At 51.1% G+C, this 14,904-nt stretch carries 12 protein-coding genes; 10 read left to right on the forward strand and 2 right to left on the reverse strand.

The annotated features are described in order from the left end of the window. Positions 1–475 precede the first annotated feature (475 nt). From topA to acnA, 4 genes are all read left to right on the forward strand, one after another. Positions 476–3,073: a type I DNA topoisomerase gene (gene topA / locus EPYR_RS08490; protein WP_012667988.1), complete on the forward strand. Its 2,598-nt coding sequence runs from the start codon at positions 476–478 to the stop codon at positions 3,071–3,073. 211 nt (positions 3,074–3,284) lie between these two features. Then, positions 3,285–4,259, forward strand: a complete 975-nt coding sequence (cysB, locus tag EPYR_RS08495) for an HTH-type transcriptional regulator CysB (RefSeq protein ID WP_012667989.1) — start codon at positions 3,285–3,287, stop codon at positions 4,257–4,259. A 478-nt stretch (positions 4,260–4,737) separates the two neighbouring features. Beyond that, a complete protein-coding gene (locus EPYR_RS08500; protein ID WP_071819574.1) occupies positions 4,738–4,896 on the forward strand; it encodes a YmiA family putative membrane protein in 159 nt (52 codons plus the stop codon). 659 nt (positions 4,897–5,555) lie between these two features. Beyond that, positions 5,556–8,237 carry an aconitate hydratase AcnA gene (acnA, locus tag EPYR_RS08510; protein ID WP_012667991.1) on the forward strand — a complete coding sequence of 894 codons (2,682 nt, stop codon included), beginning with the start codon at positions 5,556–5,558 and terminating at the stop codon, positions 8,235–8,237. 60 nt (positions 8,238–8,297) lie between these two features. Here the strand turns inward: acnA and ribA are convergent, their stop codons facing one another. Beyond that, the gene (gene ribA / locus EPYR_RS08515; RefSeq protein WP_014538877.1) at positions 8,298–8,888 is read right to left on the reverse strand and encodes a GTP cyclohydrolase II; all 591 of its coding nucleotides are present in this window, start codon (positions 8,886–8,888) and stop codon (positions 8,298–8,300) included. A 226-nt stretch (positions 8,889–9,114) separates the two neighbouring features. Between ribA and pgpB the strand changes: the two genes are divergently transcribed. The 5 genes from pgpB to yciH all read left to right on the forward strand — a co-directional run bounded on the left by pgpB (position 9,115) and on the right by yciH (position 12,824). Further along, positions 9,115–9,879 (forward strand): phosphatidylglycerophosphatase B, encoded by a 765-nt coding sequence (gene pgpB / locus EPYR_RS08520; protein WP_012667993.1) that lies wholly within the window; start codon positions 9,115–9,117, stop codon positions 9,877–9,879. 175 nt (positions 9,880–10,054) lie between these two features. Then, positions 10,055–10,366: a LapA family protein gene (locus EPYR_RS08525; protein ID WP_012667994.1), complete on the forward strand. Its 312-nt coding sequence runs from the start codon at positions 10,055–10,057 to the stop codon at positions 10,364–10,366. Between the two features lie 3 nt (positions 10,367–10,369). Continuing rightward, complete coding sequence (gene lapB / locus EPYR_RS08530) at positions 10,370–11,539, forward strand: lipopolysaccharide assembly protein LapB (RefSeq protein WP_012667995.1); 1,170 nt, start codon at positions 10,370–10,372, stop codon at positions 11,537–11,539. Positions 11,540–11,781: 242 nt separating this feature from the next. Then, positions 11,782–12,498 (forward strand): orotidine-5'-phosphate decarboxylase, encoded by a 717-nt coding sequence (gene pyrF / locus EPYR_RS08535; protein WP_012667996.1) that lies wholly within the window; start codon positions 11,782–11,784, stop codon positions 12,496–12,498. Further along, a complete protein-coding gene (yciH, locus tag EPYR_RS08540; RefSeq protein WP_012667997.1) occupies positions 12,498–12,824 on the forward strand; it encodes a stress response translation initiation inhibitor YciH in 327 nt (108 codons plus the stop codon). Before pyrF ends, yciH begins: the two co-directional genes overlap by 1 nt. Before the next feature lie 610 nt (positions 12,825–13,434). On the opposite strand, the gene osmB is transcribed toward yciH, so the two are convergent. After that, entirely contained in the window at positions 13,435–13,650 is a 216-nt protein-coding gene (gene osmB / locus EPYR_RS08545) for an osmotically-inducible lipoprotein OsmB (protein WP_012667998.1), read from the reverse strand. A gap of 483 nt (positions 13,651–14,133) precedes the next feature. Here osmB and araD point away from each other — a divergent pair, with 483 nt between their 5' ends. Beyond that, positions 14,134–14,850 carry an L-ribulose-5-phosphate 4-epimerase gene (gene araD, locus EPYR_RS08550; RefSeq protein ID WP_012667999.1) on the forward strand — a complete coding sequence of 239 codons (717 nt, stop codon included), beginning with the start codon at positions 14,134–14,136 and terminating at the stop codon, positions 14,848–14,850. The last annotated feature ends 54 nt before the right edge of the window (positions 14,851–14,904 follow it).

Genomic DNA, 14,904 nt, shown 5'->3' on the forward strand with positions numbered 1-14,904 from the left:
AAGGGAATGGTCTGCCAGCGACGGGGCGCTATCGGCTTTAAGCGCAACCGGCAGAGTGGAACGGCACCCGTCATACTCATTGAGCACTTCTGAATTGTGGACTGGCATTCTTCAATAGAATAAATCTGATAAGTTTGCCTTTGCTTGCAAAACGCTTCTCTTTTTTGTCCCTTTTCTGGCGTAAATGGAGCCTTAATGCTAATTAAGTTGCGTAACAGATTTTATCAGGTAGAGTGTGGGCGTTTCGGGTTCCGGGCGTAAAACAGACTTTACGCTTTGTTAGATATTCGCTTAACAGGTTGTAAAAAATGCCGTTAATCAACATGTTGTATCAAGGCTTTTCGCACCGGCTTTGATAAAAGGTTAGGCGGGTTGAATTCGTTTTCCCCAAGAGCCTTATATCGCCACTGCGCTGCGAGTCTTCAGGATGACGGCATAAATTACTCTCGGATGTTTTAATCAGGTAAAGGTAACTATGGGAAAAGCTCTCGTAATAGTTGAGTCCCCGGCAAAAGCCAAAACGATCAATAAATATCTCGGTAATGACTACGTGGTGAAATCCAGTGTGGGTCATATTCGCGATTTGCCGACAAGTGGATCAACAGTTAAAAAGAGCGCTGACTCTACAACCAGTAAAACCACCAAAAAGGTCAAAAAAGACGAGAAGACGGCGTTAGTCAACCGTATGGGCGTCGACCCTTTCCACGGCTGGGAAGCGAATTATCAGATCCTGCCCGGCAAAGAAAAAGTGGTTGCTGAACTGAAAGCGCTGGCGGAAAAAGCCGACCACATCTATCTCGCAACCGACCTTGACCGCGAAGGGGAAGCCATCGCCTGGCACCTGCGGGAAGTGATCGGCGGTGACGAATCGCGCTACAGCCGCGTGGTGTTTAATGAAATCACCAAGAATGCCATTCGTCAGGCTTTTGACAGGCCGGGCGAACTGAATATCGACCGTGTCAATGCTCAGCAGGCGCGGCGTTTTATGGACCGTGTGGTGGGCTATATGGTCTCACCACTGCTGTGGAAAAAAGTCGCGCGCGGGTTGTCCGCCGGGCGTGTCCAGTCGGTTGCGGTGCGTCTGGTTGTCGATCGCGAACGTGAAATTAAAGCTTTCGTGCCAGAAGAGTACTGGGAGCTGAATGCCGATTTGACCACGCCAAAAGGCGTCGATTTGCCGATGCAGGTTACTCATCAGCACGATAAACCTTTCCGGCCAATCAATCGTGAGCAGACTTATGCCGCAGTCAGCCTGCTGGAAAAAGCGCGCTATGTGGTGGTCGATCGTGAAGATAAACCAACCGGCAGTAAGCCTGGCGCACCGTTTATCACTTCGACATTGCAACAGGCCGCCAGTACACGCCTCGGTTTTGGCGTGAAAAAAACCATGATGATGGCCCAGCGTTTGTACGAGGCCGGGCACATTACCTACATGCGTACCGACTCCACTAACCTGAGTCAGGATGCGCTCAGCATGGTGCGCGGTTATGTCGAGGAGGAGTTCGGGGCGAAATATCTGCCGAAAACCGCCAACCTTTACAGCAGTAAAGAGAATTCACAGGAAGCGCACGAAGCCATTCGCCCGTCGGATGTGAAAGTGCAGTCTGAGCAGCTGAAAGATATGGACGCAGATGCGCAGAAGCTGTACCAGCTGATTTGGCGTCAGTTCGTCGCCTGCCAGATGGTGCCTGCGCAATTCGATTCCACCACCCTGACCGTGGAAGCTGCGGATTTCAAACTCAAGGCGAAGGGACGTACGCTGCGGTTTGATGGCTGGACGCGAGTCATGCCGGCACTGCGTAAAGGTGACGACGACCGTACCTTGCCAGCGGTGGAAGTCGGCAGCGAGTTGAGCCTGCAACAGTTGCTGCCAGGTCAGCACTTTACCAAACCGCCAGCCCGTTTCAGTGAAGCCTCGCTGGTGCGCGAGCTGGAAAAACGGGGTATTGGTCGTCCATCTACCTATGCATCAATCATCTCGACCATTCAGGATCGCGGCTACGTGAAAGTGGAAAGCCGTCGATTCTACGCTGAAAAAATGGGGGAGATCGTTACCGACCGCCTTGAAGAGAACTTCCGTGAGCTGATGAATTATGACTTCACCGCGCACATGGAAGACAATCTGGACAAGGTGGCGAATAACGAAGCGCAGTGGAAAGCGGTGCTTGATCAGTTCTTCGGTGATTTTAGCCAGCAGCTGGAGCAGGCAGAGAAAGATCCGGAAGAGGGCGGCATGCAGCCTAACCAAATGGTACTGACGTCCATTGAGTGCCCGACCTGCAGCCGGCAAATGGGCATACGTACCGCCAGCACCGGCGTGTTCCTTGGCTGTTCCGGCTATGCCCTCTCGCCGAAGGAGCGCTGTAAACAGACCATCAACCTGATCCCTGAGAATGAAGTACTTAATATTCTTGAAGGTGATGATGCGGAAACAAACGCGCTGCGCGCGCGTCGTCGCTGCGGTAAATGTGGCACGGCGATGGACAGTTACCTGATCGATAACCAGCGTAAACTGCACGTCTGTGGTAATAACCCGGAATGCGATGGCTACGACATTGAACAGGGTGAGTTCCGCATCAAAGGTTATGACGGGCCGGTTGTTGAATGTGAGAAGTGCGGTTCAGAAATGCACCTTAAAATGGGGCGTTTCGGCAAGTACATGGCCTGCACCAACGACGACTGTAAGAACACGCGTAAAATTCTGCGCAACGGGGATGTCGCGCCACCGAAAGAAGATCCAGTACCGCTCCCGGAACTTCCTTGTGAAAAGTCAGACGCTTACTTTGTTCTGCGTGACGGTGCTGCCGGTGTGTTCCTCGCGGCAAATACCTTCCCTAAATCGCGTGAAACCCGCGCGCCGCAGGTAGAAGAGCTGCAGCGCTTCCGCGACCGTCTGCCAGAAAAGTTACGCTATCTGGCAGATGCACCCGCTAAGGACGCGGATGGCAATAAGGCGGTCGTGCGCTTCAGTCGCAAAACCAAACAGCAGTATGTCAGTACCGAAAAAGACGGCAAGGCTAGCGGCTGGTCCGCTTTCTATGTTGATGGTAAATGGGAAGTCACAAAAAAATAGTTACACTTATTTCCGTCGTGGGCAGTCCAGAAATGGGCTGCCCGTCTTTTTCCTGTTCTCTCCAGCTTTCCCCGGGCGATGCTATACATATCCGCTATATTTGATATAGTGGTTATAGATATGTCTTTTCTTATTATTTAATCGCATTAGGCCGGTTTACGGCATGTCCTCCGGTTTCTCTTCGCATGCCCCGCCCAGGATGGAATACATAATGAAATTGCAGCAGCTGCGTTACATCGTTGAAGTGGTGAATCATAATCTCAATGTCTCTTCAACAGCCGAAGGTCTTTATACTTCACAACCCGGCATCAGTAAGCAGGTGCGTATGCTGGAGGATGAGCTGGGTATCCAGATTTTTGCCCGCAGCGGTAAGCATCTGACTCAAGTCACCCCCGCTGGGCAGGAGATTATTCGCATCGCGCGTGAGGTATTGTCAAAAGTTGATGCGATCAAATCTGTAGCGGGTGAGCATACCTGGCCAGACAAAGGTTCGCTATATGTCGCCACCACTCACACTCAGGCACGTTACGCCCTACCGAATGTCATTAAAGGCTTTATCGAGCGCTACCCACGCGTCTCCTTGCATATGCATCAAGGTTCGCCGACTCAGATCGCTGAAGCCGTCTCAAAGGGGAATGCTGACTTTGCGATAGCTACCGAAGCTCTCCATTTGTATGATGATTTGATCATGCTACCCTGCTATCACTGGAACCGTGCCATCGTGGTGACGCCGGATCATCCTCTGGCAGCCAGCAGCAAAGTATCAATCGAAGAACTGGCAGAATACCCCCTGGTCACTTACACCTTTGGCTTCACCGGTCGCTCCGAACTTGATACTGCATTTAATCGTGCCGGCTTGACTCCGCGCATTGTCTTTACGGCCACTGATGCGGATGTGATTAAGACTTATGTCAGACTGGGGCTTGGGGTGGGCGTCATCGCCAGTATGGCGGTAGACCCGGTTTCGGATCCCGATTTAGTGCGGATCGAAGCGACAGACGTGTTCACCTACAGCACCACCAAAATTGGCTTTCGCCGCAGCACATTCTTGCGCAGCTACATGTATGACTTTATCCAACGTTTCGCTCCTCACCTGACGCGCGATGTGGTGGATACCGCAGTGGCTTTGCGATCGAATGAAGATATCGAAGCTATGTTTAAGGACATTAAGCTGCCGGCGAAATGAAGACCTTACTATAAGCAATGTTATTATCGGGCCTGGTCAGGCCCTTTTCTGACAGGCGTTACCTGTTAATTTAATCGCCAATATCCCGCCAATAATTTGTCTTAAAGGAAAGATAGCCCACGCCTTACTTCATGGTTATTTATTAAATGAGAAACAGTACACACTTTTCGATGCCTCATTTTGCTAACGGGCAGCGGCGCTCATATACTTTCTTAAGCCGGTAAGTACTTACAACTCATGGATTATCATCTTGTTGTTCGGTTTTTCACGGCAGTGAAGTGTTTCTTTCTGCACTGGTTTTTTGACAAATGAGAATCACTTTCAATCAGTTGATGAAAATATCGCGATGAATTTTCTTTACCTTAAATAAATCTGATTGACGTTTGTTAATTAAATATCACTGGATTTTACGCCACTAAATGTTTAGGATTAATCTTGATTGATCCAAGCAATCTTTTATGAGGTGATGATTAATATTATGGCTACAAGAGTCTCCGTCCAACCCGATTTCGGGAGGAAAACCGTTACCGCTAAGCGTTCAGGCAATCTGAAACGCAAAGCCTGGATGGCCGTATTTGCTGGCTGTGCACTCTTCTGGGCAGCTGCCGCTTTGTCTGTCTGGCATATTTGGGGGTAACTATGTATGCAGCTCTGGTTAAACGCCAGGTTTGGGAAGTGAGTATGACCCATGAAGGTTTTTGCAAAACCGTTGAGCGGAATAATAACGAGGCTCAGTTAAAGGTTCCTTCATCGTGGGATCTGAACAAATTACAGCGTGGCTTCATAGAGTCAATGTTTGAAGACAAAAACCTAAAATAAGTCAGTACGTGATAATTTCCTTCGTAACCAGGTGAATAAAAATTTACAAACTGTTAATGAATATCCATTGCCGGGAAAATTTGCCACTCATTCCGTCAATTCATAGTGACTCAGCAGCGTTCAGGCAGGGGATTAAATATAGCCTCTCCGCAAAGCGGCAGCTTTAAACGAATGAGAAATTGACTTAACGCAAATCAAAAGGTCATGCGACTAAAGACTTCAGTTATGTCAGCGACCGGTGTGCAATGGCTTGGCAGTAAAGTTCAAAAAATAAAGTCAAGATGACAGCTCAGACAAATAAATATTAACGCCTCGCTAATTCGGTTAGCGAGGCGTTTTTTTACCTTTTATATTTTTATGTTTCAGCATTTCTCAGATGATGTTACTGGCAAATGTGGTTACCTGCTTGTGCTATGTTTAAAGCTAACCCTGTATTTCCTATGGTTATGATAAACAGATAACAACAACGGAGAAGCCATGTCGACAACCCTGCGCCAACTCAGTCAGCACGTCCTGAACCTAAACCACAAGCGCTATCACTATTTTAGTCTTACCCGAGCGGCCGCTGAACTCGGCGATATCTCTCGTCTGCCAAAATCAATGAAGGTACTTATGGAGAACCTGCTGCGCTGGCAGGATGAAGACTCCGTGACCACAGAGGATATTCACGCCCTGGCGGGGTGGCTTAAACACGCCCACGCGGAGCGGGAAATTGCTTACCGGCCGGCCAGGGTGCTGATGCAAGACTTTACCGGCGTTCCGGCGGTTGTGGATCTGGCTGCCATGCGCGAAGCGGTTAAGCGTCTTGGCGGTGATGTGGCAAAAGTGAACCCGTTATCACCCGTCGATCTGGTGATCGACCATTCTGTGACGGTCGATGATTATGGTAATGATGATGCTTTCGCAGAGAATGTGCGCCTTGAAATGGAACGCAACCACGAACGTTATGTCTTCCTTCATTGGGGGCAGAAAGCCTTCAACCGTTTTAGCGTCGTTCCGCCGGGCACCGGGATCTGCCATCAGGTTAATTTGGAATATCTTGGCCAGGCCGTCTGGCATGAGCCTGATGGTGACAGGGAGATTGCCTGGCCTGATACGCTGGTCGGAACTGATTCACATACCACGATGATCAATGCGCTCGGCGTGCTGGGCTGGGGCGTTGGGGGCATTGAAGCGGAAGCTGCCATGCTGGGGCAGCCGGTATCTATGCTAATCCCAGATGTAGTAGGTTTCAAACTGACGGGCAAACTGCAGGCCGGGATCACCGCGACTGACCTGGTGCTTACGGTAACCCAAATGCTGCGTCAGCACGGTGTGGTCGGTAAATTTGTTGAGTTCTATGGTGATGGCCTGGATGATTTACCGCTGGCCGATCGTGCCACCATCGCCAATATGGCGCCTGAATATGGCGCGACCTGCGGTTTCTTCCCTGTCGATGATGTCACATTGGGCTATATGAAACTCACCGGGCGCAGTCAGGAGCAGGTGGCGCTGGTCGAAGCTTATGCCAAAGCGCAAGGCTTATGGCGATGCAGCGGTGATGAACCGGTGTTTACCAGCACGCTGGCTCTGGATATGAACAGCGTAGAGTCGAGCGTTGCCGGGCCGAAGCGGCCACAGGATCGCGTATCGCTGAGAGATGTCCCTGCTGCATTCCGTGCCAGCAACGAATTGGAAATTCATCGCGCACTAAAACAGCACCATGCGGTTAGCTGCCGCGATAGTAGCTCCGGGCAGCAGTATCAACTGGAAGATGGAGCCGTAGTCATTGCCGCGATTACCTCCTGCACCAATACCTCGAACCCCAGCGTGATGATGGCTGCCGGACTGCTGGCAAAAAAAGCCGTTATGCTGGGACTGAAGCCTAAACCCTGGGTAAAGGCTTCGCTGGCACCGGGATCCAAGGTGGTGTCCGACTATCTTGCCAGCGCCCGACTGACTCCTTACCTGGATAAACTCGGCTTTAACCTGGTGGGTTATGGCTGTACCACCTGCATTGGTAACTCTGGCCCGTTGCCTGATGAAATTGAAAAGGCGATCGGGCAGGGGGATCTGACGGTGGGTGCCGTGCTTTCAGGTAATCGTAATTTCGAAGGTCGCATCCATCCGTTGGTTAAAACGAACTGGCTAGCCTCGCCACCGCTGGTGGTGGCTTACGCGCTGGCTGGAAACATGACGCTCAATCTGCAGAGTGACCCCATTGGCGAGGATATTAACGGTAACGCAGTGTATCTCAGAGATATCTGGCCGAGTCCAACAGAAATTGCCGAGGCGGTACAATTGGTCTCTACCGCCATGTTCCACAAAGAGTATGCCGAGGTGTTTGCAGGCACGCCGGAATGGCAGCAAATTGAAGTAAGTGAGGCGGCCACCTACGACTGGGATGGCAGCTCGACCTATATTCGCCTTTCGCCCTTCTTTGATGGGATGGGTAAGGAACCGCAACCTGTGCAGGACATCCATAGAGCGCGTATTCTGGCGATGCTCGGTGATTCTGTCACTACCGATCATATCTCGCCAGCCGGTAGCATTAAGGCGGATAGTCCGGCAGGGCGCTATTTACTGGAACGCGGCGTTGAACGGGCCGACTTCAACTCTTATGGTTCAAGGCGCGGTAATTATGAAGTGATGATGCGCGGAACCTTTGCCAATGTCAGGATCCGCAATGAAATGGTTTCCGGAGTGGAAGGGGGGATGACGCGTTACATTCCCGGCAACGAGCAGATGGCGATTTACGATGCGGCGATGCGCTATCAGCAGGCCGGCATTCCGCTGGCGATCATTGCAGGCAAAGAGTATGGTTCCGGGTCAAGCCGTGACTGGGCAGCAAAAGGACCTCGGCTACAAGGAGTACGGGTGGTTATCGCCGAATCATTTGAGCGCATTCACCGTTCTAATCTGATCGGCATGGGGATTCTGCCCCTGGAATTCCCGCAGGGTGTGACGCGTAAAACCCTGCAACTCACCGGAGATGAACAAATTGATGTGGTTGATCTTCAGCAGCTGCAACCCGGCGGCACGGTCACCGTGACACTGACCAGAGGGGATGGTAGTCAAGAGGTGCTGGCCGCACGCTGCCGGATAGATACCGGCAATGAGCTAACCTATTACAAAAACGATGGCATTCTGCATTATGTGATCCGTAATATGCTGAAATAAAACCAGCCATATTTATACGCTGCAGGCGGTGTGAACGTTATCCTGCAGCGTTCCGGCAAGCTATTTCGACAGCAGGTGCCCAAGCTTCGCCGCCTTGGTATCGAGATAATGCGTATTGCTGGGGTTGCGTCCAACAATCAGCGGTACACGCTCTACAATATTGATCCCGGCTTCGCTTAGGATCTCAACCTTATGCGGGTTATTCGTCAGCAGTCGAACTTCATTCACGCCCAGCAGTTTGAACATATCCGCACATATAGTGAAATCACGCTCATCGGCGGCAAAGCCCAACTGATGATTTGCTTCTACCGTATCATAGCCTTTATCCTGCAACGCATACGCCCGGATTTTGTTTAGCAGGCCGATATTGCGCCCCTCCTGACGATGATAAAGCAGGATCCCTCGCCCTTGTTCAGCAATCTGGGTCAGCGCCGCATCCAGCTGGAAACCGCAGTCACAGCGCAGGCTGAACAAAGCATCACCGGTAAGACATTCTGAATGAACGCGAGACAGTACCGGTTCACCGCCTGAAATATCGCCATAAACCAGTGCAAGATGATCGTGCCCGGTTGCCAGTTCTTCAAAACCAACCATAAGGAAATCGCCCCGGGGCGTGGGCAAGTTGGCTTCAGCCACCCGTTTAAGCTGCATGTCAATCTCCAAAAACGTCAGGTGTTGCGCGAGCGCAAGATGGTGTTCTGTCAGTTGTCTGACGCAAACGATGTTACTATTTTGCCACAACACATAGAGAGGCAGTTAATACCTTAGAGCGATTGTTGTATTACGGCAAAAATATCATCACAAATGCATGTATATTATTAATTTCAAATATCTTTTTATAGCGATGTCGTTTATCGACGCTTGACAAGGAACAAAAATGACCGAAATCCTTAAACGCACAACTTTGGCTACGTTGTTGTTACTGCTGATGCCGCTGGCCGTCATGCTGTCGGGCTGGCGATGGCAGCCAGTGGAAATGGAATGGGGTCACAAAATTATGTTCTGGTTTACTGAAACCGTCACCAGCCCGTGGGGAGTATTGACCAGCGCTTTTCTCTGCGGCTGGTTTCTTTGGTGTTTGCGCCTGCGCCTGAAGCCTGCATTAATCTTAGTGGCGATCGTCACCGTAACCCTGTTAACCGGGCAACACGTTAAAAGCATGATTAAGGGTCATGTCCAGGAACCCCGGCCATATGTGATGTGGCTGGCAGAAAAACAGGCTATAGATCAGCAACAATTTTATGCCCACAAACGTGCCGAACGCAGTGAAATAGTGCGCGCGGCAGTAGCAAACGATAGCCTAATCCCGGTTTGGTTAAAGCAGCACTGGGCGTTTGAAACCGGATTTGCATTTCCTTCAGGTCACACTATGTTTGCTGCTACCTGGGCATTACTGGGTGCGGCGTTACTTTGGCCGCGCCGTCGCTATACCAGTGTGATTATACTGATGGGCTGGGCAACAGCAGTGATGGCAAGCCGACTGCTACTGGGCATGCACTGGCCTCGCGATCTTATCGTATCCACGCTGCTGAGTGGGTTATTGGTTACGCTGGCAACCTGGGTGGCACAACATCTGTGTGGTCCGCTTTCCCTGCAGCCGGGGGAAAGCCAGGCCAAACAGCAGGATAAGACGGGTAACTGATTGAAAAGCCGTTTTACGGTCCCATATCAAATGCTTGTCATGGTGCTAAGCTGTTACTGGCATTGTAGTCGGCGGGATTGAGAAACGGAGCAGCAGCTGACGAAAATCGAGGCAAGCATCTGGCCTGTTTTTTTGGCATAATTCATCTGGTTAACTCCAGCTTAAGGGATGAACAGTGAAATATTTGCTTATTTTTTTAGTGGTTTTGGTGATTTTCGTCATTTCCGTCACCCTCGGCGCTCATAACGATCAGGTGGTGACATTTAACTATCTGCTGGCGCAGGGTGAATTCAGCATCTCGACGTTACTGGCTTCAATATTTGCTGCTGGTTTTTTGCTAGGCTGGGCTATCTGCGGATTGTTCTGGCTGCGTGTGCGTGTCTCTCTGGCCCACGCGCAACGTAAAGTAAAGCGTTTACAGCACCAGCTGGGACAGACTGGCGACACTGTGACAACGTCACAGCATGCTGTCATTAAGGAACAATAATTTATGTTGGAACTGCTGTTTCTGTTACTTCCTGTCGCTGCAGCCTACGGCTGGTACATGGGGCGCAGAAGTGCACAACAGGACAAGCAACACGAAGCGAATCGTCTGTCGCGTGACTACGTGACAGGCGTCAACTTTCTGCTTTCTAATCAGCAGGATAAAGCTGTCGATCTGTTCCTGGATATGCTGAAAGAGGACAGTGGCACAGTGGAAGCCCACCTGACTCTTGGTAACTTGTTCCGTTCCCGTGGCGAAGTCGACCGCGCCATTCGCATCCATCAGGCACTGATGGAGAGTGACTCCCTCACTTACGATCAACGCCTGCTGGCGATTCAGCAACTTGGCCGAGACTATATGGCGGCAGGGTTTTATGACCGTGCGGAGCACATGTTTGGCCAGCTGGTTGACGAGACTGATTTTCGCCTCAGCGCTCTGCAACAGCTGCTTATTATTCACCAGGCGACCAGCGACTGGCTAAATGCGATAGACGCGGCGGAACGGCTGATCAAACTCGGTAAAAGCCGGCTCGGAATGGAAATCGCACACTTTTACTGTGAGCTGGCGTTGCAGGCGATGAGCAGCGACGATTTGGAAAGGGCGATGAGCCTGTTAAAAAAAGGTGAGGCGGCGGATCGGAACAGCGCCAGGGTCTCAATCATGATGGGGCGTATTCACATAGCCAAAGCCGAATACGCTAAAGCGGTGCAGCACTTACAGCGAGTGATAGAGCAGGATAAGGAGCTGGTCAGCGAAACGCTTGAAATGCTGGAAAGCTGTTACCAGCATTTGGAACAAGGACCTGCATGGGTCAACTACCTCGAACGCTGTGTTGAAGAGAACACCGGAGCGGCGGCCGAGCTTTACCTTGCCGGCATTCTTGACCAACAGGATGGAGCAGAAGCGGCACAAACCTATATCACGCGTCAGCTCCAGCGTCACCCAACGATGCGGGTCTTCCATCGCCTGATGGACTTCAACTTGCAGGAAGCAGAAGACGGTCGTGCGAAAGACAGCCTGATGGTTCTGCGCGATATGGTTGGAGAGCAGATCCGCACCAAGCCACGCTATCGCTGCCATAAATGCGGCTTTACCGCACATGCACTCTATTGGCATTGCCCCTCGTGCCGGGCATGGTCTTCAGTAAAACCTATTCGCGGCCTCGACGGACAGTAACGCTGCATTGAAATGCAGCTTGTTGCCTCACTTTAGTTACAACATACTAATTTTCACGGCTTGATTTTTTCCAGCAGCGACTGCGTTCTGTGAGTCAATCAGGTCAACGGAAGGGACAAGTGACATCAGAATCCGGCGGGATTATTCTCAACGACTCACTGTGAATTTTGCAATGGCGCAGGTAAAATGCTTGCCGTTTATCGTTCGCGCCTCGTGGTGCTTCATTTTTAAGAGGGTTTTTCATGTATTCACCTCAGGTTATCGGTTCGCCGATAGTGGTTGCGCTAGATTATGCTGACCGTCATCGCGCCCTGGCCTTCGTTGACCAGATTGAACCGGGCAGTTGCCGCCTGAAAGTTGGCAAAGAGATGTTTACTCTGTTTGGACCTCAGTTGGTGCGCGACTTACAGCAGCGTGGCTTTGAGATATTTCTCGATTTGAAGTTTCACGATATCCCAAACACCACCGCTCATGCAGTTGCCGCCGCTGCCGATTTGGGCGTGTGGATGGTCAACGTTCATGCCAGCGGTGGGGCCCGCATGATGAGCGCTGCCCGTGAAGCTCTGCTGCCTTTTGCTAAGGATGCCCCGCTGCTGATAGCCGTAACGGTATTGACCAGTATGGATGCCAGCGACCTGATCGGTCTTGGAATAACGCTTTCACCGGCAGAACAGGCGGAGCGTCTGGCACGCCTGACGCAGCAATGCGGTCTGGACGGTGTGGTTTGCTCTGCACATGAAGCCAGGCATTTCAAACAGGCAATCGGGACGGACTTCCGGCTGGTGACTCCGGGTATTCGACCGGAGGGCAGTGACGTTGGCGATCAGCGCCGCATAATGACGCCACAGCAGGCGCAGCAGGCCGGCGTAGATTATATGGTGATCGGGCGTCCGATTACGCAATCTGCCGACCCGGCTGTGGCGTTACGCACCATTCTGAGTTCATTACAGGGGGTATAATGGCTGAAAATAACAGCCGTCTGGTTTATTCAACCGAAACCGGACGTATCGATCAACCTGAAGCCATTATCCAACGTCCCAAAGGCGACGGGTTTGTGCGTATTCAGCGCCAAACCAGCGGCCGAAAGGGGAAAGGCGTCTGCCTGATAACAGGCATAGATCTCTGTGATGCAGAGCTGAACAAACTGGCGGCTGAATTGAAGAAGAAGTGCGGCTGTGGCGGGGCAGTGAAAGACGGTGTAATTGAAATACAAGGCGATAAACGCGACCTTCTGAAAACGCTGCTGGAAGCGAAGAGCTACAAGGTCAAACTGGCAGGGGGCTAATTTCGCGCCGGCTAAAAAGATAAAGTCATTACCATACTATTTAAGGTGATCGTTCACATGGTCACCGGATCCTGGCTCATTTACCCATCGTCAGCTGCCAGTTCTGGCACAGAAACAACACAGCTTGCATTGCCAGATTCCATCCAGTCTCCAATTAATAACGCATTAACATCAATCACGCCGTGTAATACGTCAGGTATTGCGTCTCGCCGCTGGGAAAACGCCAGGGTGAACCGATGGCCACAGCTCGCAGTTGGTTTACAAAACTATCAACAATTATGAAACATATTTATTTAATAACGTAGCGTAACTATATATAATTGCACCGCACCTGCAGCAATATTAAAATTAAAACTTAAAGGAAGTCAGTTATGAGAAAGATGCTTTTACTCTTAGCAAGCCTGGTTTTTTCCGCAACGTTCTCTGTTGCGGTAAGTGCTGAAATCATCTGCTGGGGCGATGTCTGCATTGACGTCGGTGATGTTGGAGTTCACCCATGATATAAATAACAAGCCTGTAGCATCAGTCAGATGCTACAGGCTTTCTGGCTTATTCACGTCCTCTCTCTTCGTGCCGCTTCAGTGATTCTCCCTAATCCGTCGCAGGACAGTTAGTGGACCTGATGCCCGATGATGCCACCAACGGCGGCGCCGCCAAGCGTTCCCCAACCGCTACCGTTTGATAAAACCGAGCCGGCAACAGCGCCCGCGCCTGCTCCAATCGCCGTGTTACGATCGCGTTTGGACCAGTTAGAGCACGCGTTTAGTGAGATAACTAAGGTGGCAGCCAGCATGGCGGCGACAATGCGTTTAGCAGTGACTGACATAAAACCCTCCTTCACACGACAGCAAAGCTAATCATTATTATAGTAGATGTGCTTCGTTCCCTCTGCGACTGCGATGATATTTTAGTGATATATATCACCGAATGGATAATTTTAGCTGGATAATCTCGTTGAACCCTCTGTAAGCACAGCCCGTTCACGCAGCAGCTGAGGCTAACAGATAAATAGCGCCAGGATGTTTTCTACATATCTTGCCCGAACGCATGTAAACAATACTTTTACTGTGCAGCGAATTGACTGACCTGCACAGCATCAGGCATAGGTAAAAGCAGACTGCATACCCAGCCAGCCACGCTCGCCCAGTTAGTGGTTAGTGTAAAGTACCGACTTCCACCTCACCGATGCGCGTTTATTCAGCGCAGGGCCGCTGTCAGTCGTTTATTCCCCCGGATCCAGCCAATCTCTCCATAGCCGATTAGGCTGGTGACGTCGACAATAGGCAAAGGTCTTAACGGAGAACGCATCATGCTGGAACACTTAAAACAGCAGACGCTGGAAGCCAATCTGGCTCTACCGCGCCACGGTCTTGTCACCTTCACCTGGGGCAATGTGAGTGCGATAGATCGCCAGCAAGGGTTAATGGTGATTAAACCTTCCGGTGTGAGTTACGAGGTGATGCAGCGCGACGATATGGTGGTCGTCGAGCTGGAGAGCGGGGAGGTGATTGAAGGAAATAAACGGCCTTCCTCAGACACGGCGACGCATCGCGCGCTCTACCTTGCATGGCCTGAAATTGGCGGCGTTGTGCATACCCATTCGCGTCATGCCACTATCTGGGCTCAGGCTGGCAAAGATCTTCCGGCCTGGGGCACCACGCACGCTGATGATTTCTTTGGTCACATCCCCTGTACGCGTCAGATGCGTAATGAGGAGATCATCGCAAATTATGAATGGCAAACCGGGCAGGTTATTATTGAAACGTTAAAACAGCGAGGCATCGACCCGCTGGCAGTCCCGGCGGTTTTAGTCAATTGCCACGGCCCTTTTGCCTGGGGGCGTAGTGCGCAGGAAGCCGTTCACAGTGCGGTGGTTTTGGAAGAAGTGGCCTATATGGGAATTTTCTGTCAGCAATTAGCGCCTGGCCTGCCGGCCATCGATCAGGCCTTATTGGATAAACACTATCAACGTAAACATGGCAAAAACGCATGGTATGGTCAGGATTCATCACTTCAATCAGGCTGACGTCACAGACATAAGAGGGAGCTTGGTAATAAGCGGGATAGCTGAAACTATCCC

The organism is Erwinia pyrifoliae DSM 12163 (assembly GCF_000026985.1).
GTDB lineage: Bacteria > Pseudomonadota > Gammaproteobacteria > Enterobacterales > Enterobacteriaceae > Erwinia > Erwinia pyrifoliae.